Origin of the sequence: Cytobacillus sp. OWB-43 (assembly GCF_034651445.1) — a bacterium.
GTDB classification, from domain to species: Bacteria; Bacillota; Bacilli; order Bacillales; family Cytobacillaceae; genus Cytobacillus; species Cytobacillus kochii.
In genome coordinates this window covers 354,936-380,019 of record NZ_JAYEFF010000001.1, presented here as the reverse complement: position 1 = coordinate 380,019, position 25,084 = coordinate 354,936, and the positions used below count along the sequence as shown (strand labels likewise).

Genomic DNA, 25,084 nt, shown 5'->3' with positions numbered 1-25,084 from the left:
CCTCTTTATTTTACTTAGCGAATTTTTTATGTAGCGCATCTTGTACCTCAGCTGGAACGAGGTCAGAAATATCTCCTTGATATTTTGCCACTTCTTTTACGATACTTGAGCTCAAGAAGGAATATTGATTATTCGTCATAACAAAGAATGTTTCAATCTCATCATTTAATACGCGATTCATCGATGTGATTTGCATCTCATATTCAAAGTCAGATACTGCCCTTAGACCGCGAATGATTGCTTTTGCATTTACACTTTTTGCATAATCCACTAATAAACCTTGAAAAGTCCCAACCTTGACATTAGGAATGTCTTTCGTCACTTCTTCAATTAAATGAATTCTTTCTTCAACAGAAAAGAGTGGGTTCTTAGAAGAATTATTAAGTAGCACGACATGTATTTCATCAAATACTTTTGCTCCCCTTTTAATAATATCTAAATGGCCAAAAGTAATTGGATCAAAACTTCCTGGGCATACGGCAATCCCGCTCATTTTTATTCCCCCTGCTTTCTAATTTATTCATTAGGTACAATATAACGATAAATGGAAACAGCAATGATACCATAGCTTTCATACTTTACTTGTTCTAAGTCCCCGCATAATGTGGGTAATTGTATATCCGAGCTATGTTCACACATTATAATGCCACTTTGCTTTAGTAACCTCTGTTGACTAATGATTTCTAACAATTTAACGAGTTGCTGCTTTTTGTAAGGTGGATCAAGGAAGATATAATCAAATTGCAACTCCCTTTTCATAATGGCTTTTAAAGCTCTTTCTGCGTCATTTCTATAAACTTCAACGTCTTCTTCGATTTTACAAATTCGTAAATTTTCATGTACTGTATGTATTGCTTTGCTATCACGATCAACGAAAATCGCTTTTTCTACACCTCTACTTAATGACTCAATCCCAAGGCCGCCACTTCCAGCGAACAAATCAAGTGCAATGCCACCATCAAAATAGGGTCCTATCATATTAAAGATTGCTTCTTTTACTTTATCAGTTGTTGGTCTTGTTGATTTGCCAGGAACGGCTTTAAGTTGCATTCCTTTATATTGACCAGATACTACCCGCATACTACTACTCACCACTTATTCTAAATTCAATTTTTCTTCATCATCCTACCATACTTTTTATAGGAAACAAACTCATATTCTCCTAAGTATTTCAAGAGATGTCGAATAAAAATGTATAACAATGTCTTATATGGAGATAATGAAATTAACAGCATCTAAACGATGTTGTTGCCAACCGCGGAGAAGACTTACGTTTCCCCATAAGTTCTTCCTCCGGTTTCTCCTCTCCCTTTACCTTCTGCCTATTAGATGGTTGGAAGGACCCTGTAGGTTTTTGCTACAGGGATTTTTTTATTTTTATCGACGGTGAACTCATTCAAATAGGAATGATTCTATCATTCCACATATGCTTTCCTTTTACATGTCAAAATAAACTTTATTACCCTCTTCTCTGAAGTTTATATGAAAAATAGACTGGAGCCATTTTTTTTCTAAATAATACTCTCCATTCATCTTTTTCAGTGGATGTTCTAACAAGCCAAAAACCTCTTCGTTTCTTATAAAAATCGACTGGTCTGAATATAGACGATAAACATCTTTGTCATTAAAGATTGCCCATTCCGTTTCAGATAAACGCTCTGTTTCAAACTCGAGGAATGACATTGTCTTTTGTAGAGGTACCCACTCTATTCCATCAATTTCAATTACTTTCACAGTTAATTTTTTATTATTCCAATGATAATCTTTCATTGTATATAATTCTAAAGAAACCGGTTGTTTATTCCTTAATAATTCAGCAAAGAAGTTCGTTTGTTTTCCCGTTATTTGATAAAGTATCTCATCCATATCTTCTGGCACGAAACTTTCATCCAAGTCGGAAATATTGGCAACAAGCTGTTCCAACTCACTTGAAGTTAGCTTTTCTTTTAGTTCGTTAAAAGCATACATACTTAAATCAAACCGAGGATTTTCATCAATAATAAATGAGGTTAACAAATCCAATAACCATTCTATTTCTTCACTTTCAATAGAATGGAAATAGAGAGCGTCTACTAATTCTCTTTCTAATAATTCTCCACTAGGTAAAATGAGAATGCCTCCAAATAGACCACTTTTCAACTGATTAGTTGTAATGATACTTAAAAAATTTGCTTCTTTTACCTTTTCTTCATGTTTTTGTATCAGTTCTTTGATCTCAGGATAGTGATTACCATAGTACGAATACTGCGTTTCGTTTCGCTCGGTGTTTATTTCTTCATTATACCAAAGCAGTGCCGGATTGTTGGTCTTACCAGAAAAGAAGTAATAATCTATTAGATCCTCTTTTACGAACCCAGATAAAGGAATACCAGCCAGCCACTTTCCATTTCGATGGTGAGATTCAATGATTTTTAATTCCACATGATCTATAGTGACACCCTTTAATTGAAATAACCAATCACGAATCAAAGTGTTAGTCTTTTTATTTAGAGGCAAACTATAGGTAATATGTAACTGACTACCTTTAGTTTCAATTATATTTTCAGCTCGCCAAACTCTCTTACACTCATCTTTATCATTATATGTACATGTCCAATTTGAAGCTTTCTCCGGTACGATTATTTCGTAAATGGATTTGTCAGATAAACTAGAAATCGTTTGAAAGACTTGCACAGATTTTTCATCTGAATGAATGGTAACATTTGTTTGTGCACTTTCTTGTGCATTGACAGTTTGCTCATCTGTTATGAATTGGTCCCATTGGTTAAAAAATATACAGAGAATAATGATAACAAAAAGAATAGAAATGACCTTTTTCATCTTGTGCTCCCTTACTACTCATTCAAGAGATAATTGTACCTAATTATATATAAACACCGAATATCCTTCTAATCAATAAAAAAAAATGATAAAGTAGGGAAGTGTTGATTAAACATAAAAGGAGAACAAATATGATTCAAAGATTTATTGAACTCGGAGAAGGGTTTTCTGACATTTATGAATTGATAGAGATAGCGAAAAGGAATGATGACCGCCTTAAACATATGATGGTTTTACATACAACCATAAATGACAAGGCGATGAGTTCACTTATCGTGATATTAAACCCACCTGCTGAAGGTAAATTCCAACCTATATATATATGCAGAGAAGGCGTGCCAAATCATACAATCAAACCTAATAAACGCTTTCAATTATTTGCGGATACAGCGAAAGAGTTAAATAAAGAACTCATCCAATTCAATGTGAAACCTTCGACACTTTTCTCTGAGAAAGACTTATATTTTCAACATTTAATCGCTATTTTCAGGTTAAATCACTATTTACCTGCACTAACTTAAACAAACCTAGGCACTATATTTACTATATGTGCCTAGGTTTGTTTAAGTTGTTAAATGCCCATCTTATAATCATACTCTTTTGCTTTATCTGGTTTTGCGTTTTCAAATTCAGTTTTTAAAAAAGGTTTGTATGAAGGTTCAACTTTTTTAACAAACGAATATGAACTAATCTTTTCAGTTAAAGCGTCGATATCCTCCATGTTACAATAAACAACTACGTACTTTAACCGTTTCGATACAAAATGAACGTTCCCAAAGCGACGTAACATTTTCGCTTGCTTTAATGAATAAAGCCAAACAATTAAACCTTGCCTCTCTCCAAGCATAATACTTCCCCTTTTGTTCAAATGATTGTTATTAGTCTAGCATATATTTCATTATTTTTACAATGTGATTGATTTTTTCATTCTCTATCTTTTTAAAAAAACAGTGCGGTCATGACCGCACTGTTAAGCAGAACAGCTACATGCTCCGCCTGATCCACAACCACCCGAACAAGCATTATCAAAAAATGGGTTACCTGTTGGGACTTTAATATGTTGAGACACAGAGTGACTTATAATGACGCTAATTTCGTCAAGCAAACTCTGTAACTCTGTTTCCGATTGCCTATACGCTGCAACATACGGATCCATATCCATTTCTCTCTTTAACTGACGTATAGACATCGTAACTCTTTTATAATCAGGATGATACTTACCAAATCGTTGTACATCCTCATAAAGATCTTTCATTTCAACAAATTGACGAATCTTTTCCTGAGTTTCAGGATTTGATTGCATCTCCTTGAGGCATTGCTTGTATTGAGTAGCTTCCTCAGACTTGACAATCATCGTGACAATCTCATCGGCTACGTCCAATATCTCTAATCTTTCTAAAGTAGCAAGCATCTGGAAGCTCACCTCCACTTTTCATCATATCATGGAATACCTAAAATCTAAAGTACTGAGAAGAATTATTCCACTTGTACGATAAATTCTTTTGTCAAAAAGTAAAGCGCGGGATCACTACTCACTACTTCTAGTTTGATATGATGTTTCCCTTGTGACAACCCTTTTATTTTGAAAGCTGCGCGGTTGATTTCTTCTGTTTTCTCCCCATCAACATAAACAATAAACTTTCCCTTCACCCCTTGTCGATCTTCTCTAAATGTTATCCCATCAACAATACATTCAATAAATACATCGTTACCTTCCACTAAATGCTTGACGAAGAAATCTTGTGGCCCTTTTGCCATGGCCGTTGTTACCGGAATAGATTCTCTAATTTCAAGCCCCTTAACAGGAGCTAGTATGCTATTTGTTTCTGGCTCTGGAATATCTTTGGTGCAAGCTACTAATAAGATGAATAAAATACAAAGCGAGAAGTATTGATATATTTTCTGCAAGCTCATCAACCCTTTTTATTATGTATTATTTGCTTTTACATAATAATTACTCATAAAAAATAGCCTTCTTCCTAAGCGAAGAAGACCATTTATGATTGACTGTTCATTGCTTGAAACATGCTCATCATCATAGATGCCATCTGAACCCCATTAGAAAACTTTTCTACATGATGAGGAATTGTTTTTTTATGATAATGTAAAGACGCTACTTCTAATTTCTGTATTTCTGTTGGGTTTCGCGATAACGTTCGATACCACTGTGGCTGTTCTCTAACGAACTTTTTTAATTCTTCATTTTGTTGAATATACTCTCTTATATCTTTACGCAAAGATTTTCACCTTCTTTTAATCTTTTTTAAATGCAAATGGATTTGGCTTTTGAGCAATTGAATTTGATTTAGTAGAGCTTTTAGAGGATGTAGCTCCTCCTTGAAATTGTGATAACACCCCTTGAATTGCTCCGAGAGCCTGGCTCATATTTGTAATATAACCTTGTACTTGATTAACATCCATGTTTTTTACAGTTCCCATCACTTGATTGATCCAATCTTGTTTGTTTTCAGTAGTGGTTTCGGAAGAATCACTCTTCTGATCACGCACATCTTGCTCATCATCTTCCAATAGGTACCATTCTTCATACAATTGCTGCATCGACTTTTTGCCGGACCTCACTTCTTTTAGTACTGATGGATTCTTTTTCACATAAGACTTAAACCGTTCCACAGTTGGGTGCAATTGTTTCTGTGCCACTATTATTCACCTCGTTTTCGTTACAAATGCCTACTTTATTGTATGAGTGCACCTCCATAATAGTGATAAATTTCTATATTTCTATTGGTTAGGTTTCTGTTACGATAAAGATAAGCACATATACAAAACTTCATTTTATTGGAATGAGGATGAAAACGGTTTATGCTTAAAGTTAATGATATAACAAGGAGTTTCACAAATTATGACAAAGAAAGATTTCTTACTTCAAAAGTTTTCACAAATTATTGCCGAGACTAATGACAAAGATTTAGCGTTAATCGATAGTATTGTGGATAGTTTAGAAAGAGAGCAAAATGGGGCTAATCGTTCATATATTGAAGCATTTATGAATGTAGAAGAACAGTTAGAAGATGATGCTGTTACAATTTCCATCCCTATTACACCTCTACTTTATAATCCGCTTGGTATTGTTCACGGAGGTATGATTGCTACACTCATTGATACTGCAATGGGTACTCTAAGCAATGAAGCAGCTCCGTTAGATAAGGTGGCAGTGACTACACAATTAAACATTCATTATTTAGCTACAATTAAAGGCAACAACCTTACTTGTCATGCAACAATCACTCATAAAGGAAGTCGTATGATGGTCCTCTCTGCAGTCGTTGAAAGAGACGACGGTAAGAAGGTTGCAACTGCTTCCTCTAACTTTTTTGTTATCGGAAAGTGAACAAAAAAAAGACGTGCACTCATCATACAATGAGTATGCCACGTCTTTATTCTTGTTCCCATTTTTCAATAAAGTTTTGTGTAAAGTGCTTCTTATGAACACCTACACCAATGTGAGTAAATTGTTCGTTCAATAAAGTTTCACGATGCGCACTACTATTTAACCATCCCTCCATTACTGAAGGTGCATCTACATAATTAGCAGCGATATTTTCACCAGCAGATAGATAAGCAACCTCGCCCGCTTTTAGGCGATCTGACAGTTCACCATATTCATCCGACGTATGCGAAAAGGCTTCACTTTCATACATATCCACACTGTGGTTATATGCTACTTCTTGGGTCTGCTCATCTAAGCTAAGCTCATTCACATTATATCTTTCTCTCATTACGTTTGTAATATCAATAATCTGCTGCTCCATTCCTCGATTGATAGCGGCTTCTTCCTCTTCTTCTATATCATTTACGACAAATAACTCGCCCCTATAAACTAATTCATAAGGCCTTAACATCACGAAAGACTCATCATTTAGAAAACGTACACTAGAAAGCGTACCTGTAAATTTATCTAAATAAAGTAATGCATAATAATCGCCAATTCTAATAATTGGTCTCATATTCATGTCCGCTTCTGATAACTCAAAGCGATAAACACTACCTTCGAATTCAATTTCTATATTTGTTTCTGCATATAACGAAGAATAAATTTCTCCTGATGGTTGTCCTATTTTAAAAGGGGTAACATCCACTTCTTCACCTGTGGCATATATGGAAATAACTTTCCCTTCCCATATACCGACTTGTATATATTCATGGTTGCCATTCGGATAAATCCACCATTCATAGCCTTGAAGTGTAGGATCAATCCGTTCCGGTTCACCAAACTCTTTCTTTATATCCGAAGCTTTTGACCCCATTAAAGTAAGCAACCCTTCTTCAGGCATCTCAGCAACCATTGACTCTTCATCCTGTTGATTACCTATCGTCTCATCTTGAGCAACTTCTGTACCCTCATCACTCAACAGCAGTTGATCTTCACTACTAAAATCTAAGTATAACCATATAACGGTAAGAGCCAATATCAGTACAAATACGCGTAATACACTCTTCAGAGAACTTGCACCTCCCATGACTTCTTTTAAACCCGGACACTTCTATTATATCCATGTCATAAACATGAGTATCGTTAAGAATCACATAACTCCCAATCTTTCCAATACACGAAAAAGTATTTTTTATAACATATGTTTAAATATAGTATATCATCACATAGAAATGGATAATAGCAAGTTGTTTATGAATTAAGAAAACCTTTACAACAACTATAAGGTACGCTTCAATAAAGAAGCTAATTTAAATTGTTTAAAAATCTCGATTTAAAGGTTTATACATCTTATTATACATGGAAATGAACTTTATATCATTAACCTCTATATGTATCATTCTTTTCACTAATTTTTTCATTATACATATATGAAGGATGTTGGGAATACTAGTGTTAGGTGAATATAATGATCCATTTGAAAAAGATTGCAACTTGTCCATTTTTCAACTATTATTAAATTTGAGATGATTCAATATTGGTTCTGTTTACCAATTGTTTTTTTCAGGAGGGATTGATTATTATGAAGCTTGAAAATACGGGTTTAGAAAACAAGCAAGTTGAACTAAAGCGACTAGATGACCTAATGGATTCTTATCAGTTAGTACGTGCAGGACAGTGGGATTATGAAAGAGTTACATACGATCGAAAATTTGAATTAAAAGAAGGAATCTACTATCTTCGTGTATTTGGACATGCAGTCGAAGGGGACGTTGGCGCTAGAAAGGCGACGATTCAATTACTTACTCCTTTATTAGGCAAACATTATTATCCTCATGGAGTAGAATATGGGGATGGCGAACACTTTCCACAATCACTTGTTAAGCAATCTGAAAAGATCCTAACAGACATTAATAATGATTTAGAACAAATACTTAAGTAAGCAAAAAAAACGTGAAGAACAAATCTTCACGTTTTTTCTATCGAGTCGATAGAGCAATGCTCTATTTTCAAAACCACCTTACCAACGCGAAGTCCAGTCAATAATCGAATATCTTCAATAATTTGTTTTTGTAAAATCATCAAATCTGTTAATACTTCTTTATAAGGTCTAATACTTAATCTTACTTCAATTATCACCTGATCATCTAATCGCGTAATAATATCTTCACTACTTCTTCTAATTAACCTTACCTTTTCCTCTGCACCATCCATTTGAAGATAGCGTATATTGGATTCTACAATGGATGAAATGATAAATTTGCGTACTTTTTGTTTTTCCACATCTCGCTTTTCCAATTGCATCATCCATTCATTTCTGAATTCAACCTTATTAAGTAAAGGATATTATAGTTAATGCAGTTTGATCTCATTTTGTTCTGCTATGTTTACAAAAAGTACTCTTTAGACAGTAACCTAAAAACTTCTTGTTTCTTACTATTTGATGGTCTTACTTACTTTATTCTCATTTATTCTTTCTTCATTTACAGTTTTATGTATTACTGTGTCAAGTATTGACATGGAAATACAAGCAAGCAAAAAAAGTCCGAACCTATTCGAATGATACTAGCACTCGAATAAGCTCGGACTTACATGACTTTGGACTTTTTAGAATCCGAATATCGCTTTGATTAATGATGTTGTTTCTCCGCCATGATAAAAAACATATAGTAGTAAATAAACGGCTACCCCCGTAATGGCAGTAGCAAACCAAATAATACTTGTAAAGGGACCGATCTTTCTATGAAGCTTTAACTTATTCTTATATCCCGTATACAAGTTAATGATTCCAAGTACCGCTCCTGATGTGGCCAATGTAATATGAAAGACAAGAAAAAGGGTATAATAAATTTTTATATCATCAGGGCCACCAAATGATGTATTTCCGATAAAGATTGTTCGACTAGCATAAATAATAAAGAATATGATGGCAAAAATGCCAGCTAATGTCATCGATTTTTTATGTGCGTCAATTTTTCTCTTACTAATTTGAACCCAACCAATTGCCACCATAATGGCACTTAACACGATAAAGGTTGTACTGATTGTTGGTAAGACAGGCAATGAATGCTCCATAGTAACTTCCTTTCTCTTATCAAACTTCCTATATGTACTTTATTCTTCATATAATTACATGAAGAAGCTATGCTCATTTTATAAAAGTATTCCTTCTTTTTCAATCATGATTGAATGGTTTTCGTAAAAGTTCTTTAATTGTTCAAAAATGGAGCCTACCTTAGTAGCTAGGTAGGCTCGAGATTTATTCCACTGTTCTTGGGTTCATGAGCTGATTTTCAGCTTCTTTCTCCTCTGACTGTTCTTTGCGATACCATTCAAAAAATACAAGCGCCAAAACATAGCCATAAACAATTTCCTGTATAATTTTCATAATAACGCCGCCTAACTGCTGATCATGCAGTAGAGACATACTATTAAACATTTCTGGTCCACTTAAATTTAATCCTGCGAGGGTTCCTGTGGGAACACAGAGAGCTAATGCTTGTCCCCATGCATGTGGATCAGAATACGTTGCATACATCGGTGCGTCTGCAAATATGATCAGTGCACAAGCCGGTGTTAATAGAATACCATCTGCAAAAATATAACCGACTTTTTTTAGCCCACTTATTCTTTGCTGCTCAGGTAACGGCGTGATAAGTGGCCACCACATACATATAGCAAAGAGAAATAAGATGATTGTATAAACTGTATGCAAAGTCATATCTACTTTAATTACATCAAAAATCAATGGGATATGGTAAAAAGAAAATAAGCCATTAAAAAAGATTAAAGCAATTAATGGTTTTGTAAAAAAGCGAAACAATGGTTTTATGATTGGTAAGGCAATAAAGGAACGCCACATCCATTTAGGAATTCCGTAAATAAACAAGATTGGCACAACTAAATAGAGTACACCCATTTGAATCATATGTGCATAAAACATCAAATGTCCCATTAGATCAAGCGGAGATCCCTTAATCAGATATAAGACTAAGATTGCACTGGAAAAGAATAGCGCTTCTTTCTTATGTAATGGTTCACTATTTGCAAAACGGTGGCGAAACTTAACGGTCACTAAAAAATACAAAATTAACAACAAGACCAATGCTAGAAGAAAATACGGACTCCATAATGCTCTAAATCCAAAAATACTAAGTGGCATTCTTACGTCACCTCATTTTATGTAATACTACAGGCCATCATTATTGTTTCTGATATCAATGTCTATTATACGCTTGTCTTAAAGACCGTGGCAACCCACTTTATGGAATCGGTGTCAACATCTTACCTTGATTGTTGTAACTGTCATAAATTTTTAAGAATTGTAGCTCAATTTTGTTATTCATCTATTACATGAATTAATTAGCAATCTATTTTAACCATTTTTAACCCACAAAAAAACGACTGAAATTTATCAGCCGTTTTTCATTTTACCACCAAATAATTGTCATGAATGCCAGCAGAGTAATGAAAGCTACAAAGACACCTGAATACAGGAACAATGCAGGAGCTTCATGTCCTTTATGGCTCATATGCATGAAATAATATAGTTGGAAGCCTACTTGAACGATTGCTAGTACTAAGATAAACGGAATGGTAAACCATCCGGAAATATCATAGCCAACAGCAATGAAAGCCACAAATGTTAAAAAGATCATCATTGCAAATGAAACAACCTGATATCTCATTTCCTCTGCGCTTTTTCTGCGACGATATTCAATGTCAACTTTTGGGTTACCTGAGTTTAATTCTTCATTTGCCATCAGTTATCCCACCATTCCCATTAAATATACAACCGTAAAGATAAACACCCATACAACATCAATAAAGTGCCAGTATAAACTTGCAACATAAAACTTTGGTGCTGTATAAAGGTCTAATCCACGTTTTGCATTACGTACCATTAATGTAATGATCCATGCAAGACCAAATGCAACGTGACCACCATGGAAGCCTACAAGTGTGTAGAAAGCTGTACCAAATGCTGAACTTGTAAATGTATGATGGTATTCATGTACATAATGGTTGAATTCATAAACTTCTAAACCAAGGAAAGCTAAACCGAGTAATACGGTAATGCCTAACCATAACTGCATTTTTTTGAAGTTGAAATTCTTCATATGGTACATTGCATAAACACTTGTTAATGAGCTTGTTAATAACAACATTGTCATAACAAACACTAATGGTATTTCAAAAAGGTCTTTTGCTAAATAATGGTCACTGTTTGGTACACGATCCTTTAATGCTAAATAAGTCGCAAATAAAGTCGCAAATAAAACAGTTTCACCACCAAGAAATAGCCAGAAACCTAAAAATTTATTCTTTCCGTCGAGGGTTTGCTTTTCAGGCGCTGCAGGCCATGTTTCATATGTGAATTTTTCATCTGCCTTCATTATGCCTTACCCCCTTTATCATCATCCATTAATTCCTCTTTATGAATATGATATCCGTGGTCATCTTTCACTGATCTAAAGAACATAGAACCAAAGACAACCAACATGCCGATAATAAGTACTGGGATGCCCCATGAATGTTCATTATGGTACATTGCACCAAATGCCGCGATAAACAATCCTACTGAAATAACAAATGGAACAAATGAATTGTTAGGCATATGGATGTCACCTATTGGCTCAGCAGGAGTCATCTCTTTATTACCTTCCATTTTCTCAATCCAGTAAGCATCTAACCCACGTACAAGCGGAAGCTGTTTAAAGTTATAAAACGGTGGTGGTGATGGTATTGCCCATTCAAGTGTACGTCCGTCACCCCATGGATCGCCACCAACTTTTTTATTCTTCGCAATGGTCATAACCACATTAATTAATAATACGATTGTTGCTACCGCCATAAAGAAGGCACCAACAGTACTTACCAAGTTCGCAGTTTCAAACCCTTGACCTTCGTTAAACGTAAAGATACGACGCGGCATCCCCATTAAACCTAAGAAATGTTGAATAAAGAAGGTTAAATGGAACCCAATTAAAAATAACCAGAATGTTACTTTACCAAGGGCTTCATTCAACATTGTGCCAAACATCTTCGGCCAATATAGATGTAAACCGCCAAGTAATGCGAAGACAACTCCACCAACGATAACATAATGGAAGTGAGCAACAACAAAGTAACTATCATGGTACTGATAATCCTGTGCAGCTGACGCAAGCATAACACCTGTTACTCCACCCATTGTAAAGGTTGGTATAAACGCAATAGCATACAACATTGGGGTTGTAAATTTAATGCTACCGCCCCACATTGTAAAGAGCCAGTTAAATATTTTAATCCCCGTCGGAACAGCGATTGCCATTGTCGCCACAGAGAAAATGGCATTAGCGATCGGACCTAATCCAGTTGTAAACATATGGTGAGCCCATACCATGAAACCTAAAAACCCGATTAACACAGTAGCGAACACCATTGATGAATAACCAAACAATCTTTTTCTTGAGAAAATCGCAAAGATTTCCGAAAAGATACCAAAAGCTGGTAATACTAAGATATAAACTTCTGGGTGTCCAAAGATCCAGAATAAATGCTCCCAAATAATTGTGTTACCACCCATATCTGGGTTAAAGAAATTTCCTCCAAATAAACGATCAAAAAGCATTAAGAAAAGTGCCACAGTTAGTGGAGGGAATGCAAATAGTATTAATGCTGACGTTACAAACGTTGTCCATGTAAATAATGGCATACGCATATAAGTCATTCCTGGTGCACGCATATTAATAATCGTTACAAGGAAGTTAATTCCCCCTATTAATGTACCCGCACCTGAGATTTGTAATCCTAGTACGTAAAAATCTATCCCGTGACCTTCTGACGCAAGTGAAAGGGACGCATAAGAAGTCCAACCAGCATCAGGAGCTCCTCCTAAAAACCATGAAAGGTTTAGAAATACACCACCAAAGAAAAACAACCAGAACCCTAAAGAGTTAAGGAAAGGGAATGCAACATCACGTGCCCCAATTTGTAGTGGCATAACCGCATTCATAAATGCGAATATCAACGGCATCGCTGCCAAGAAAATCATTGTTGTACCGTGCATAGTGAGTATTTCATTGTATACTCCAGCACTTACAAAATCATTGCCTGGTACGGCTAGCTGGATACGGATAAACATTGCCTCTAGTCCACCGACTAGGAAGAAAAATCCACCAGCAATTAGATAAAGGATGGCGATTTTTTTATGGTCAACAGTTGTTAAGTAATCCCATAAAACGGCGCCAACACCTTTTTTCTGAGCATAGGTACTCACAATTTTACCTCCTTCTTAAACGCAAATCGCCTTATCAATCCTCAACTTTAAGGCCCATTAAGTAATCTGTTAATGCATCGATTTCTTCATCTGAAAGGTCACCATACTGACCTGTCATTTTATTTCCAGGCTTAAATTCTTCTGGATCTTTTATCCAAGCTTTCAGATTCTCTTCTGTATGCTCTAAGTATCCAGCTATATGCGTACGGTCACCAAAAGTTGTCAAGTTAGGACCAACAGCATTTGCTCCTGTAGGTGTAACTGCATGACACCCAATACAGCTTTGATTAAAGATTTCTTGCCCTTGTTCTGCAGACGCAGTTTCAGGTTGAGCTGCTTCTTCCATAGAAGCCAAGTCTTCAGCCCAAGCATCAAAATCATCTTTTGAAATAGCTTTTACTTTAAAGTCCATTAATGCATGTGATGGTCCGCAAAGCTCAGCACATTTCCCATAAAAAATATTACCTACTTCATCAGCTTTTTTACTATCAAATTCTAACCAAAACTTATTCGTATTTTCAGTATTGGTATCAAGCTTACCACCAGCAGCTGGAATCCAGAATGAATGTTTCACATCTGTTGATAGTAGATTGAAATATACTTTTTCGTCAGTAGGAACTACTAGCTCCTGGCTAGTTACAATACCTTGATTCGGATATTCGAACTCCCACCAATAAAGATTCGCTTTAACATTTACCACCGTTACATCCGTTTTCCCCTCTTCATTCTTATCTTCCATAGGAGAAACATCAGCTAAGTCAAACGTAGCTGCAACAGTCGGTACAGCTAAAACTAGAAGTAATAAAATTGGTATAACAGTCCAGATAATCTCTAATTTGTGACTTCCTTCAACTTGTTTAGGAATCTTATCGTCTTTACGACGAAACTTAAACAGTACGATAAGGAAAATGACTGTCACGACAATAATGACACCAACCATAATGAATGTACTCAATAGCATAAGGTCATATTGTGTTTGCGCAACTTCACCCGCTGGTTGTAGTGCCGATATAAATGGCTCACCACAGCCGGCTAGAAATAACGTCGTTACAGCTAACATAAATAGCAGACGCCCTTTTGCAAGCCTTTTCATAGCTTATTCATACCCCTCTTTCGTGAAAATTTCTTTGAGTGCTAAAACTTAATATGGATAAATCTCTCAACAAGAGAGAATCTCCCAACAAATGAAAAATGAGCTACCCACCAGTAAAATTAAGTAAAGCCCAACACATACTTCTAATCATATTGTTACAAACTTTGGAAAAGGTATTCCTATCTTAGAAAACAACTTTCTTAAAAAGCTTGTCTTCCTTACTATTATGTTCACTTTTTTAAATATGTAAGTAATCTCATTGTGTTTGCTATGTATTTATGAGTAAACATAATATCCAGATTATTAAAAAAATCTCAGACAGATTTCAAGCTAATTTTACGTTTTCATCCTATTTCCCTTTTAGTATGTGATACTGGAAAGCATTTAATGACAGATTAAAAGTTAAGCACTAACTCCACTATAAAGCAAATTAGTTTACATTACCATATTTGTCATTAAATTCACCAAAGCAGTAAAAATAATTAATTCCAAATCATTTACAATTCCACACAAAACAAGTGTGATGCATTCACTGTATATTAAATCACATTTTTTAGTTATTTTGTGAAATTTTCTAGAATTAATTATGACTAATTTGTGTCAGAAGTTTGTTTTCCATTATATATTCATCACTTTTCTGAGATAATTAAGTTAATAATTTTTTCATTAAATGATAAATTAAGGTAATAACACAACTTATGCTTTTTAGAAATATTTACATGACAACTATATTTCTAGCAGACAAAACTTATGTTTTCAAGGGAAATAAGGATGAATACGGAAGAATTTTTATAAGTATTGTAATATTTTGATGAATCCTGTAGTATCAAAAAAGTGAGTATACATAGACGTATTTTTTTCACATTTACTTCAATCATAACTTATCCGAATAAAATGAAGTAAATAAACATAATGAACACAATTTTTTGGTTATACAATATGACTAATATCAGCATTTAAATGGTATTTATAAGTATAATCACGCGCCGCGTAAACCTATATTCTTATAGCCATAGCGCTCATACATACCTATACATTCAGAAGAAGGTGAAAGATTTGCAACGATCATTAAAATGGTTCGCTGTCCTAACAACAATAGGCATGCTACTCATTCTATTAGGCGGGGCATTAGTTACAAAGACAGATTCGGGAGACGGCTGCGGGGCATCATGGCCATTATGTCACGGTGAATTTATCCCAAGCAATATTTCACCCGAATTAATTATTGAGCTCGCGCATAGACTTGTTTCAGGTTCTGTCGGATTTATGGTTCTAATTTTAGCCATTTGGTCATGGAAAAAGATTGGTCATGTAAGAGAAACTAAATTTCTAGCCATTTCATCTGTCATCTTTCTAGTATTGCAAGCACTCATCGGTGCAGCTGCAGTCATGTGGGGACAATCTGATTTTGTGATGGCACTCCATTTCGGTATTTCATTAATATCATTTGCCGCTGTTCTATTACTTACTTTGTTAATTTTCGAAGTGGATAAGAAGTTCCAAGCAGAAAAACTTGTTCTCGATCAACGAATGAAGCGCCACATTATCGGGGTTACACTCTACAGTTATATCGTTGTTTATACAGGTGCGCTCGTACGACATGTAAATGCTAGTCTCGTTTGTATCGATTGGCCATTCTGTAGGAATGACGCCATCGGTCTTCCCCTAAATATGTATGAATGGATTCAGATGGGACATCGTGCAGCAGCTGGTATCATATTTATTTGGATTACCTATATCATGATACTGGCACTGAAACATTATAAGCATCAGCCAGTTATTTATATCGGCTGGATTATCTCGTTTATTTTAGTCAGTTTGCAAGTCATCGCTGGTGCACTAGTTGTAATTACCCAATTAAACTTATACATTGCGCTCGCCCATGCATTTTTTATTTCTTGCTTGTTTGGGGTGTTAAGCTACTTTATCCTTCTCACAACACGAAGCAAAGCAAATGAATTGACTCAATCAAAGAAAACGGACAATAAAAAAGACAAAAACGTTCCATTATCATAAATTTTCTTTTGATTAAAGTAAGCAAAAAAACTTTTCCTCTATTTAAGAGGAAAAGTTTTTTATTATGATCGCGCTAATTCAATTAAAAGATCACCAGTAGCAATCGATTCACCATCAGCTGCATAAATTTCTTTTACCGTACCAGTAAATGGAGCTTGTACAGTTGTTTCCATTTTCATCGCCTCAGTAATCATCAAGTGGTCACCTTGATTAACGACGTCACCTTTGTTTACTACTGCCTTAATAACTGTTCCAGGCATTGTCGCAGCAATATGTGTTTCATTGTGAGGATCTGCCTTTACTTTCGTTGCAACGGAAGATTTAATACTTTCATCTTTTATCACCACTTCACGAGGTTGTCCATTTAGTTCGAAATAAATCACTCTCGTTCCATCTGCCCGCGCTTGACCAATTGACACTAATTTAACAATAAGCGTTTTTCCTTTTTCAATTTCCACTTCAATTTCTTCACCTAAGTTCATACCGTATAAGAATGTAGGTGTATCAAGAACAGAAACATCACCAAATTGCGTATATGTTTTGTGGTAGTCCATGAACACCTTAGGGTAAAGTGCATAGGCAATTGCATCAAAGCTTGTCACTTCTCTACCTAAATCTTTATATAAAATCGCTTTTATTTCATCAAAATCAACATGTTCTAGCAGCTCACCAGGTCTAACAGTGATGGCTTCTCTATTTTTCAATATCGCCTTTTGTAGATCTTTAGGGAATCCTTGATACGGTTGCCCTAAATAACCTTCAAACAGCTCGACAACAGAATCAGGGAAGTCTAGTGAAGCACCTTTTTGAATGACCGCTTCTTCATCTAATTGATTTTGTACCATGTATAGAGCCATATCTCCTACAACTTTTGATGATGGTGTAACTTTGACAATATCACCAAACATTTGATTGACGCGGGAATACATCCCTTTTACATCATCCCATTTCTCTCCTAGACCAACTGCTTTTGCCTGTTGTTGTAGGTTACTATATTGCCCTCCAGGCATTTCATGTTGATAAATTTCCGTATGAGGTGCTTTCATACCACTTTCAAATTCTTGATAATATTTACGTACATCTTCCCAATAATAAGAAAGCTGTTCTAATGCATCCACACTCATCTCAGGTTGTCTTTCTGACCCTTCTAACGCATAATATAATGTATTTGCACTAGGTTGTGATGTTAATCCAGCCATTGTACTTAAGGCAACATCAACAATATCAACGCCCGCCTCGATTGCTTTTGCATAAGTGAAAATTCCATTGCCACTAGTATCATGCGTATGCAAATGAATAGGAATATCTACAGTTTCTTTCAATTCTGAGATGAGCTCAAAAGCTGATTGCGGCTTCAATAATCCAGCCATATCCTTAATCCCTAAAATATGGGCACCTTGATTCTCGAGTTCTTTTGCCAACTCTTTATAATACGCTAGATCATATTTCTTTCTTGTTTTATCAGAAATATCACCTGTATAACAAATGGCTGCCTCAGCGATTTTGCCTGTCTGTCTAACAGCATCTATTGCTACCTCCATACCTTTTACCCAGTTTAAACTATCGAAAATTCGGAAGACATCGATACCTGCATGTGCTGACTTTTCTACAAACTCTTGAATAACATTGTCCGCATAGTTTTTATAACCAACGGCATTAGATGCTCTTAACAACATTTGTAAGAGAATATTTGGCATCTTCTGACGTAATGTTAATAATCTTTCCCAAGGATCTTCTTTCAAAAAGCGATAAGCCACATCAAAAGTCGCACCGCCCCACATCTCTGAAGAAAACATTTGCGGAAGTAGTTTGGCCGTCGGTTCAGCAATATTTTGTAAATCCTTCGTTCGGACTCTTGTCGCTAGTAAGGATTGATGAGCATCTCTAAACGTCGTATCTGTTAATAGAACATTCTTTTGTTCCTTAATCCATGACACAAGCCCTTCTGCACCACGTTCTTCAAGTACTTGCTTTGTACCAGACTGATACTCATTAGGTAAAATAATTTTAGGCATTCTTGGTTGATCAAATGCTGGCTTCTTCTGCTTTTCGATTCCAGGGAAACCATTAACAGTTACATTACCGATGTATGAAAGCATTTTTGTTCCCCGGTCTTTTCTTTTTGGGAAAATAAACAGTTCCGGAGTACGATCAATAAATGATGTATCATATTCACCTGTCAAAAAGTTTTTATGTTTAACAACATTCTCTAAAAACGGAATATTGGTTTTTATCCCTCTGATTCTAAATTCTTGTAAATTTCTAACCATTTTTGATGCAGCTTGTTCAAAGGTAATTGCATGAGTTGAAAGTTTCACCAATAAAGAATCATAATGGGGTGTGATTACTGCACCTTGGTAAGCATTACCTGCATCTTGACGAACACCAAACCCTCCACCACTACGATAAGCCATTAGTCTTCCTGTATCAGGCATAAAATTGTTCAAAGGATCTTCTGTCGTTACACGAGATTGAATCGCATATCCCATTGTTTTGATATCTGCTTGATCAGGTATACCAATTTTTTGACTGTGTAATTCATATCCTTCAGCAACTAAAATTTGTGTTTGAACGATATCAATACCAGTTATCATTTCAGTGATTGTATGTTCAACTTGGACACGAGGATTTACTTCAATGAAATAAAACTCTTCTCCTGAAACAAGGAACTCAACTGTTCCTGCATTAATATAATCGACGTTCTTCATTAATTGTACGGCTGCCTCGCAAATACGTCCTCTTAATTCCTCATCTAACGATACACATGGTGCGACTTCGACAACTTTTTGGTGACGTCTTTGTACAGAACAATCCCGTTCAAACAGGTGAATAATATTGCCATGTTGGTCCCCAATAATTTGCACTTCTATATGTTTCGGATTTTGTACGAATTTCTCGACATACACTTCATCATTTCCGAATGCCGCTTTTGCTTCAGATTTCGCGCGATTATATGCTTCTCTCACTTCCTCGCCACTGTTAACTATCCTCATTCCACGACCGCCACCACCAAGTGAGGCTTTAATAATAATTGGGTAGCCGTAATCTCTTCCGAATTGTTCTACTTCCTCAACAGCTTGCACCGGACCATCAGAACCAGGAATAACTGGAATATTCGCACTTTGAGCTTGTGACCGCGCCTTTACTTTATCTCCAAACATATTCAAATGTTTAGATTCAGGCCCAATAAACTTAATACCTTCTTCTTCGCATCTTCTAGCAAACTGAATATTTTCTGATAAAAAGCCATAACCAGGATGAATCGCATCAACTCCGCTATCTTTTGCGATTTTAAGGATACCCTCGATATCGAGGTAAGCATCAATCGGCTTCTTACCTTCACCAACAAGGTATGCTTCATCTGCTTTGTATCTATGATACGACCCTGAGTCTTCCTTTGAATAGATCGCAACTGTACGGATATTTAATTCCGTACAGGCACGAAAAACGCGAATGGCAATTTCTCCTCGATTGGCGACTAATACCTTACTAATCTTTTGACCCATAATAACACCCCGTATATTTTTATCGTCTATTATATGTAAAACGACCACCCATACTTGCTGTTGTATTTACTGGTTTGTCAGTCGTTACATCTTGTTCTTCTTTATCTTTATATTTCTTTTCATAGTTTACAAACATTGATACATTCACTAAAATGCCCATTGAAACCATAAGTACTAATAAAGATGATCCACCATAGCTTATAAATGGTAAAGGTACCCCAGTTAAAGGAATGACTCCTGATATACCGCCAAGGTTAATAAATGCTTGAATGCCAATCATACTAGAAACACCTATAGCCAATAAACTTCCAAATGCATCTTTACACTTGAGTGCGACAAATATGCCTTTCAGTACGATAAAACCTAAAGCAAAAAGCACAAACATCACACCAAAAACACCCAGTTCTTCAACGATAACAGCCATAATAAAATCTGTATGAGCTTCTGGTAAGTAGCCCATTTTTTGAATACTTTGTCCTAATCCTAAACCACTTAATCCACCATTACCAAGGGCGATAAATGCGTTGGACAATTGATATCCCCCTTCAGCTTCAAACGGATGGAGGAAATCGAATCTTGCTAGCCTAGTATCTGTAAAGATTTTATCTCTTAAAATAAGCATCATTGGAACTAAAAAAATAGCACCAATACCAGCTAACTTTAATAGGTTTTTCATATTCATACCAGAAGATAAAATAATCGCTAGACCAATTAAAAAGATAATTCCTGCCGTTCCATAATCTGGTTCCATCGCAATCAGGCCACAAACGAGAATCAAATAAACAAGCGGTGGTACAACGCCCTTATTAAATTCATTAATATACGATTGTTTCTTTGCATAAACGGCAGACAAATAAACAATAACAATAACCTTTACAAACTCCGATGGTTGAATAGAACGGGTACCTAAATCAATCCAGCTTTGTGCGTTATTAACCGCGTTCCCGATAATCGATACAAGTAACAATCCAAAAAATGAAAAGAAGACGATTGGAATGAGAAACTTGTTACTTTTATATGCTTTATATGGGAATAGAGCAGCAACAATAAACGCAATCGTACCGAGAATTAAATGTGTTCTTTGTTTATCATAAAAGTAGTCACTAGCAACTCCATTATGTTGGACAGCAGTCACCATGCTTGAACTATAGACCATAACCAGTCCAAAAATACATAGTAGACCTAATACAACGATCAATGAATAATCATAAGATTTCAGAATTTTTTTAAACATATGCCTCTTCCTTTATTCTCTTAAGTAGTATATTTATTCTACTATAGCATTGATTTTCCTGCCAAAATAAAGATAAAAAGGAATGTAATTAAAACGTAACTCGTTAAATGATTACATCATTGTTCTGTATTATTTCATTTAATGTGACATACTAATTAATATATTTATACATCATAATTATTTATTTGTCTACTATATATGCTTAATTCATAGAATCAATTGTATAGATTAGCATAATATTGACTATTAATTTTAAAGCAGCATAACATATTATTTCTTCTTATTTTTTCTCTACTCTTCTCTTCTCTCCCCTTAACCAAGTTCTAATAAATAAAAAAACTCAAGCTAATATCTTTAGCTTGAGTTTTTAATATGTTTTATTTTTTTACCGATGCTTCATGTAGAATGGATAATTCTCTCTCAAGTTTATCAAGAATTTCTTTTCCATCTTTATCAGCAATTAATCCAAGTCTCACAGCAAAATCAATTTCACGAGATAAGCCAAACATCTGCGTATCAAGTACTTCTTCGTATAATGGACATTGAGGCATAGTCAAATTATCCATTTGGACTTTGATTAATTTTAATATTTTTTCAGCATCTGCTTGTAATAGAGCATTAGCTCTTTCTTTATGATCAATAACCATTTCAGAAGCCAACTTTCAATCCCCCCGTTTCCGAGCGATTATCCTATCTATAAATTTTAAACTTAAGTGAAAAAAAAAGCAAGGATAATCAGGGGATATCCGCTGATTAAAAAATACTAAAATGATATTCCTCTGCCATAATCTTCAAAATTTCTGCACCGGCAATACTATTCCCTCTCTCATCTAGGGCAGGAGAGAAAATGCCTATACCTAACTTCCCTGGCACAACTGCCATTATACCACCCGATACACCACTTTTCGCAGGAATTCCCACTTTAATTGCAAACTCACCTGAAGCATTATACATACCACAAGTTACCATGAATGTTTTGCATATTCTTGCAACTTCCTCCTCAATTAATATGTTTCCTGTTTGCGGATCACGACCATTATTGGCAAATACAGCTGCAATTCTTGACAAATCTAAACAATTCATTTCAATCGCGCATTGTTTCGTATAAATATCAATTAACTCATCTACATCTCCATCAATCACTCCATGTTGTTTCATAAAATAACATAATGAACGATTTAAGTCCGTTGTCTTATATTCCGAATCTGCTACCTCTTTATTGTAACCGATGGCTTTACCACCTAATAAGCACTGGACAAAGTGGAGAATACGGCGCCATTTCTCATCGGGAGAATTACCATTTACCATGCTTGTAACCGCCAATGCTCCTGCATTGATCATTGGGTTCAGAGGTTTAGAGTGTGAGCTCGTCTCAAGCTTAATCATTGAATTATAAGGATCCCCAGTTGGTTCCATACCTACTTTTTGAAACACATTTGTGTATCCTTGATCAATTAATGCTAGTGCTAGAACAAGCACTTTTGAAATACTTTGTAATGTGAACTTTTGTTCAATATCTCCAGCTGAAACACAAACATCACTGCCTCGAGTAATATGAAAGACAGCTGCTGAAACATTTGACTGATCAGCAGCCTTCAAAGCCGGGATATAATCTGCTACTTTACCTTTAGCAACAAGCGGTTTTACTCGTTCAATTATTCCTAACAATTCTTGATCAGTCTGACAACCCATAACACCCCTACTCTCCTTCAATATTTCCTTATAGTTTAATACATTTAGTAACATTCCATTCGAGTTGAAATGACATTTGCAGTTAAAAGCGTTATACTTTATAAGGAACATTAGATATTAGTGACACAAGCAGGGGGTATGACAAATGAAGGATATCATCCATATTACAGGCAACGTCAAATATACAATTACACTCGATCCAAGTGTATGGATTTTTGATGATCGAAAAATTGACCTTGATACATATTTTGAGAATCAAGAAGAATTACCGAATGAAAAGGAGGAATATACGAAAGCAGCCTCTAAACATTGGGATCGTGAAATAATGGAAGGTGCAGTTTACCCACCAACACTTAAAACGGAGAAGAAATTTGAAAAAGTTCGTGTCTTAACCGGTACTTTTGGGATTCCCTTCTTGCCTTTTCTTACAAATGCTGAGCCAAATAGTGGATCGAGGACAATAGAAGTACATTGTGAGAATGAAACAGTCAGTATCCCTATGACAGAGGCAGAAAGCCTTATTCTCGCCTTTTCTTTAAAGGGTAAACCTTTGAAAGAAGATGGTCCAGTGCATATTTATTATAAAGATGGAAGCAATCGCCTTCAGCCAATTAAAAATGTACAAGATTTCCATATTATATAAAAAAAAAGACTGAATCGAGAGCAACTATGCTCGTTCAGTCTTTTTTATATAGAGTTATTTAAGAGTTTCCTTATAAGATATCAGCAGCGAGTTGAGCTAGCCCTGACCTTTCCCCTTTAATCAATTTGGAATGGCCGGCAATCTTCTGATCTTTAAACTTTTCGACAACGTAAGTAAGACCATTATTATAGGCATCTAAATATGGATGGTCAATTTGTTCAGGATCCCCCATTAAGACAATCTTACTACCCTCGCCAACTCTTGTTAAAATCGTTTTTACTTCATGCTTTGTTAAATTTTGTGCCTCGTCAATAATAATAAACTGGTCAGGTATACTTCTCCCTCTTATATAAGAAAGAGCCTCAACCTCAATTGAACCCATTCCTGCCAAAATGGCATCTAATTCCCCCGGCTTCTTAACATTAAATAAGTATTCAAGATTATCATGAATCGGTTGCATCCATGGCCGTAATTTCTCTTCTTTTTCTCCTGGCAAGAACCCTAAATCTTTACCAACCGGGACAATTGGTCTAGCGACAAGTAACTTTTTGAAATCTCCTAAATCCTCAGTCTGCATTAGGCCTGCAGCTAGCGCAAGTAACGTCTTTCCAGTTCCTGCTTTACCAATTAAAGTCACAAGAGGCAAGTCCCTGCGTAAAAGCAGTTCTAATGCCATCGTTTGTTGTACATTTCTTGGTTTAATTCCCCAAATATGATCATAATCAAAAATAAGTTTTTTCAACTTCCCTTTCGTTTGATCAACAATGCCAAGTGCAGAAGCTGATGAACCAAGCGCATCTTTTAGAATGACAAATTGATTAGGATAGAATGAATGGTTCCCTACTTTATTTAGTGATAATTCTCCTTGACTGTAAAATTCATTCACCATATCTAAATGGAGATATACTTCAAGAAAACCTGTATATATATGTTCATTTTCAATCACACGATCGCTTAAAAAATCTTCGCTTAGTAAACCAATAGCATCTGCCTTTACTCTTACAAGCGCATCTTTACTCACAAGAATAACTGGTCTACCACCTTCTTTTGTCTCTTCTTCTAATGAGAGGTTCTTAGCGACAGCCAAAATCCGATTATCATTCGTTTTTTCAACAAAAATTTCTTGGAGCTGATGAAAAGAACGATGGTTTAGTTCAATGCGTAAGCTTCCTCCATTTTCAAGAAGGATTTGCTCATGCAATTTCCCGGACTGCCTCATACTGTCAATCATTCTTGATACTTGCCTTGCATTCCTCCCAATTTCATCCATATACCTTTTTTTCGAATCTACCTCTTCTAACACTACAGCTGGAATAACGACTTCATTATCCTCAAAAGAATAAATGGAATTTGGATCCTGCAATAAGACATTTGTATCTAACACGTATATTTTACTCAACCCGATGCCTCCCGCCATTAGAAATACAT

The 25,084-nt window shown here is 35.5% G+C and carries 26 protein-coding genes; 5 read left to right on the top strand and 21 right to left on the bottom strand.

The window, feature by feature from the left end:
• Positions 1-10: 10 nt before the first annotated feature.
• The 3 genes from coaD to U9M49_RS01995 form a co-directional block, all read right to left on the bottom strand.
• Entirely contained in the window at positions 11-493 is a 483-nt protein-coding gene (gene coaD / locus U9M49_RS02005) for a pantetheine-phosphate adenylyltransferase (protein ID WP_322909204.1), read from the bottom strand.
• Between the two features lie 23 nt (positions 494-516).
• On the bottom strand, positions 517-1,080 hold the full coding sequence (gene rsmD / locus U9M49_RS02000) for a 16S rRNA (guanine(966)-N(2))-methyltransferase RsmD (RefSeq protein WP_095369638.1): 564 nt from the start codon (positions 1,078-1,080) through the stop codon (positions 517-519).
• A gap of 357 nt (positions 1,081-1,437) precedes the next feature.
• Positions 1,438-2,820, bottom strand: a complete 1,383-nt coding sequence (locus tag U9M49_RS01995; protein ID WP_322909203.1) for a hypothetical protein — start codon at positions 2,818-2,820, stop codon at positions 1,438-1,440.
• Positions 2,821-2,951: 131 nt separating this feature from the next.
• Here U9M49_RS01995 and U9M49_RS01990 point away from each other — a divergent pair, with 131 nt between their 5' ends.
• Positions 2,952-3,341 (top strand): methylthioribose kinase, encoded by a 390-nt coding sequence (locus tag U9M49_RS01990; RefSeq protein WP_095369640.1) that lies wholly within the window; start codon positions 2,952-2,954, stop codon positions 3,339-3,341.
• Between the two features lie 50 nt (positions 3,342-3,391).
• Here the strand turns inward: U9M49_RS01990 and U9M49_RS01985 are convergent, their stop codons facing one another.
• From U9M49_RS01985 to U9M49_RS01965, 5 genes are all read right to left on the bottom strand, one after another.
• The gene (locus U9M49_RS01985; protein ID WP_095369641.1) at positions 3,392-3,667 is read right to left on the bottom strand and encodes a YlbG family protein; all 276 of its coding nucleotides are present in this window, start codon (positions 3,665-3,667) and stop codon (positions 3,392-3,394) included.
• Between the two features lie 123 nt (positions 3,668-3,790).
• On the bottom strand, positions 3,791-4,231 hold the full coding sequence (locus tag U9M49_RS01980; RefSeq protein ID WP_095369642.1) for a YlbF family regulator: 441 nt from the start codon (positions 4,229-4,231) through the stop codon (positions 3,791-3,793).
• 65 nt (positions 4,232-4,296) lie between these two features.
• Complete coding sequence (locus tag U9M49_RS01975; RefSeq protein WP_095369643.1) at positions 4,297-4,728, bottom strand: hypothetical protein; 432 nt, start codon at positions 4,726-4,728, stop codon at positions 4,297-4,299.
• Positions 4,729-4,817: 89 nt separating this feature from the next.
• Positions 4,818-5,057, bottom strand: coding sequence for a YlbE-like family protein (locus tag U9M49_RS01970; RefSeq protein ID WP_191812444.1), 240 nt, complete (start codon positions 5,055-5,057; stop codon positions 4,818-4,820).
• A 16-nt stretch (positions 5,058-5,073) separates the two neighbouring features.
• Positions 5,074-5,478 (bottom strand): YlbD family protein, encoded by a 405-nt coding sequence (locus U9M49_RS01965; protein WP_095369644.1) that lies wholly within the window; start codon positions 5,476-5,478, stop codon positions 5,074-5,076.
• A 202-nt stretch (positions 5,479-5,680) separates the two neighbouring features.
• Between U9M49_RS01965 and U9M49_RS01960 the strand changes: the two genes are divergently transcribed.
• The gene (locus U9M49_RS01960; RefSeq protein WP_322909202.1) at positions 5,681-6,169 is read left to right on the top strand and encodes a PaaI family thioesterase; all 489 of its coding nucleotides are present in this window, start codon (positions 5,681-5,683) and stop codon (positions 6,167-6,169) included.
• A 46-nt stretch (positions 6,170-6,215) separates the two neighbouring features.
• On the opposite strand, the gene U9M49_RS01955 is transcribed toward U9M49_RS01960, so the two are convergent.
• Positions 6,216-7,298, bottom strand: coding sequence for a CAP domain-containing protein (locus tag U9M49_RS01955; RefSeq protein WP_095369646.1), 1,083 nt, complete (start codon positions 7,296-7,298; stop codon positions 6,216-6,218).
• 495 nt (positions 7,299-7,793) lie between these two features.
• Between U9M49_RS01955 and U9M49_RS01950 the strand changes: the two genes are divergently transcribed.
• Positions 7,794-8,153: a YugN family protein gene (locus U9M49_RS01950; RefSeq protein ID WP_095369647.1), complete on the top strand. Its 360-nt coding sequence runs from the start codon at positions 7,794-7,796 to the stop codon at positions 8,151-8,153.
• A gap of 26 nt (positions 8,154-8,179) precedes the next feature.
• Here the strand turns inward: U9M49_RS01950 and U9M49_RS01945 are convergent, their stop codons facing one another.
• The 7 genes from U9M49_RS01945 to coxB all read right to left on the bottom strand — a co-directional run bounded on the left by U9M49_RS01945 (position 8,180) and on the right by coxB (position 14,565).
• The gene (locus U9M49_RS01945; RefSeq protein WP_095369648.1) at positions 8,180-8,509 is read right to left on the bottom strand and encodes a hypothetical protein; all 330 of its coding nucleotides are present in this window, start codon (positions 8,507-8,509) and stop codon (positions 8,180-8,182) included.
• Between the two features lie 309 nt (positions 8,510-8,818).
• The gene (locus tag U9M49_RS01940) at positions 8,819-9,286 is read right to left on the bottom strand and encodes a DUF420 domain-containing protein (protein WP_095369649.1); all 468 of its coding nucleotides are present in this window, start codon (positions 9,284-9,286) and stop codon (positions 8,819-8,821) included.
• 184 nt (positions 9,287-9,470) lie between these two features.
• Positions 9,471-10,373 carry a cytochrome c oxidase assembly factor CtaG gene (ctaG, locus tag U9M49_RS01935; RefSeq protein WP_095369650.1) on the bottom strand — a complete coding sequence of 301 codons (903 nt, stop codon included), beginning with the start codon at positions 10,371-10,373 and terminating at the stop codon, positions 9,471-9,473.
• Between the two features lie 268 nt (positions 10,374-10,641).
• Positions 10,642-10,974, bottom strand: coding sequence for a cytochrome c oxidase subunit IVB (gene ctaF / locus U9M49_RS01930; RefSeq protein ID WP_095369651.1), 333 nt, complete (start codon positions 10,972-10,974; stop codon positions 10,642-10,644).
• A gap of 3 nt (positions 10,975-10,977) precedes the next feature.
• A complete protein-coding gene (locus tag U9M49_RS01925) occupies positions 10,978-11,607 on the bottom strand; it encodes a cytochrome (ubi)quinol oxidase subunit III (protein ID WP_095369652.1) in 630 nt (209 codons plus the stop codon).
• Positions 11,607-13,472 (bottom strand): cytochrome c oxidase subunit I, encoded by a 1,866-nt coding sequence (gene ctaD / locus U9M49_RS01920; RefSeq protein WP_322909201.1) that lies wholly within the window; start codon positions 13,470-13,472, stop codon positions 11,607-11,609. Before ctaD ends, U9M49_RS01925 begins: the two co-directional genes overlap by 1 nt.
• Positions 13,473-13,506: 34 nt before the next feature.
• Positions 13,507-14,565, bottom strand: a complete 1,059-nt coding sequence (gene coxB / locus U9M49_RS01915; protein WP_095369654.1) for a cytochrome c oxidase subunit II — start codon at positions 14,563-14,565, stop codon at positions 13,507-13,509.
• Positions 14,566-15,621: 1,056 nt separating this feature from the next.
• Between coxB and U9M49_RS01910 the strand changes: the two genes are divergently transcribed.
• Complete coding sequence (locus U9M49_RS01910) at positions 15,622-16,581, top strand: heme A synthase (protein ID WP_322909200.1); 960 nt, start codon at positions 15,622-15,624, stop codon at positions 16,579-16,581.
• Positions 16,582-16,643: 62 nt separating this feature from the next.
• On the opposite strand, the gene pyc is transcribed toward U9M49_RS01910, so the two are convergent.
• The 4 genes from pyc to glsA form a co-directional block, all read right to left on the bottom strand.
• On the bottom strand, positions 16,644-20,087 hold the full coding sequence (gene pyc / locus U9M49_RS01905; protein ID WP_307314628.1) for a pyruvate carboxylase: 3,444 nt from the start codon (positions 20,085-20,087) through the stop codon (positions 16,644-16,646).
• A gap of 19 nt (positions 20,088-20,106) precedes the next feature.
• Complete coding sequence (locus U9M49_RS01900) at positions 20,107-21,321, bottom strand: FtsW/RodA/SpoVE family cell cycle protein (RefSeq protein WP_095369657.1); 1,215 nt, start codon at positions 21,319-21,321, stop codon at positions 20,107-20,109.
• A 377-nt stretch (positions 21,322-21,698) separates the two neighbouring features.
• A complete protein-coding gene (locus U9M49_RS01895; RefSeq protein WP_095369658.1) occupies positions 21,699-21,980 on the bottom strand; it encodes a YlaN family protein in 282 nt (93 codons plus the stop codon).
• A 94-nt stretch (positions 21,981-22,074) separates the two neighbouring features.
• The gene (gene glsA / locus U9M49_RS01890; protein ID WP_095369659.1) at positions 22,075-23,013 is read right to left on the bottom strand and encodes a glutaminase A; all 939 of its coding nucleotides are present in this window, start codon (positions 23,011-23,013) and stop codon (positions 22,075-22,077) included.
• A gap of 145 nt (positions 23,014-23,158) precedes the next feature.
• Between glsA and U9M49_RS01885 the strand changes: the two genes are divergently transcribed.
• Positions 23,159-23,656: a hypothetical protein gene (locus tag U9M49_RS01885; protein ID WP_095369660.1), complete on the top strand. Its 498-nt coding sequence runs from the start codon at positions 23,159-23,161 to the stop codon at positions 23,654-23,656.
• Positions 23,657-23,726: 70 nt separating this feature from the next.
• Here the strand turns inward: U9M49_RS01885 and U9M49_RS01880 are convergent, their stop codons facing one another.
• A complete protein-coding gene (locus tag U9M49_RS01880) occupies positions 23,727-25,073 on the bottom strand; it encodes a PhoH family protein (RefSeq protein WP_380043141.1) in 1,347 nt (448 codons plus the stop codon).
• Positions 25,074-25,084 lie beyond the last annotated feature (11 nt).

What these genes read in the sequence shown, in the direction of transcription:
- coaD (WP_322909204.1), bottom strand. Translation starts at nt 493, where the DNA reads ATGAGCGGGATTGCCGTATGCCCAGGAAGTTTTGATCCAATTACTTTT.
- rsmD (WP_095369638.1), bottom strand. Translation starts at nt 1,080, where the DNA reads ATGCGGGTAGTATCTGGTCAATATAAAGGAATGCAACTTAAAGCCGTT.
- U9M49_RS01995 (WP_322909203.1), bottom strand. Translation starts at nt 2,820, where the DNA reads ATGAAAAAGGTCATTTCTATTCTTTTTGTTATCATTATTCTCTGTATA.
- U9M49_RS01990 (WP_095369640.1), top strand. Translation starts at nt 2,952, where the DNA reads ATGATTCAAAGATTTATTGAACTCGGAGAAGGGTTTTCTGACATTTAT.
- U9M49_RS01985 (WP_095369641.1), bottom strand. Translation starts at nt 3,667, where the DNA reads ATGCTTGGAGAGAGGCAAGGTTTAATTGTTTGGCTTTATTCATTAAAG.
- U9M49_RS01980 (WP_095369642.1), bottom strand. Translation starts at nt 4,231, where the DNA reads ATGCTTGCTACTTTAGAAAGATTAGAGATATTGGACGTAGCCGATGAG.
- U9M49_RS01960 (WP_322909202.1), top strand. Translation starts at nt 5,681, where the DNA reads ATGACAAAGAAAGATTTCTTACTTCAAAAGTTTTCACAAATTATTGCC.
- U9M49_RS01955 (WP_095369646.1), bottom strand. Translation starts at nt 7,298, where the DNA reads ATGGGAGGTGCAAGTTCTCTGAAGAGTGTATTACGCGTATTTGTACTG.
- U9M49_RS01950 (WP_095369647.1), top strand. Translation starts at nt 7,794, where the DNA reads ATGAAGCTTGAAAATACGGGTTTAGAAAACAAGCAAGTTGAACTAAAG.
- U9M49_RS01940 (WP_095369649.1), bottom strand. Translation starts at nt 9,286, where the DNA reads ATGGAGCATTCATTGCCTGTCTTACCAACAATCAGTACAACCTTTATC.
- ctaG (WP_095369650.1), bottom strand. Translation starts at nt 10,373, where the DNA reads ATGCCACTTAGTATTTTTGGATTTAGAGCATTATGGAGTCCGTATTTT.
- ctaF (WP_095369651.1), bottom strand. Translation starts at nt 10,974, where the DNA reads ATGGCAAATGAAGAATTAAACTCAGGTAACCCAAAAGTTGACATTGAA.
- U9M49_RS01925 (WP_095369652.1), bottom strand. Translation starts at nt 11,607, where the DNA reads ATGAAGGCAGATGAAAAATTCACATATGAAACATGGCCTGCAGCGCCT.
- coxB (WP_095369654.1), bottom strand. Translation starts at nt 14,565, where the DNA reads ATGAAAAGGCTTGCAAAAGGGCGTCTGCTATTTATGTTAGCTGTAACG.
- pyc (WP_307314628.1), bottom strand. Translation starts at nt 20,087, where the DNA reads ATGGGTCAAAAGATTAGTAAGGTATTAGTCGCCAATCGAGGAGAAATT.
- U9M49_RS01900 (WP_095369657.1), bottom strand. Translation starts at nt 21,321, where the DNA reads ATGTTTAAAAAAATTCTGAAATCTTATGATTATTCATTGATCGTTGTA.
- glsA (WP_095369659.1), bottom strand. Translation starts at nt 23,013, where the DNA reads ATGGGTTGTCAGACTGATCAAGAATTGTTAGGAATAATTGAACGAGTA.
- U9M49_RS01885 (WP_095369660.1), top strand. Translation starts at nt 23,159, where the DNA reads ATGAAGGATATCATCCATATTACAGGCAACGTCAAATATACAATTACA.
- U9M49_RS01880 (WP_380043141.1), bottom strand. Translation starts at nt 25,073, where the DNA reads ATGGCGGGAGGCATCGGGTTGAGTAAAATATACGTGTTAGATACAAAT.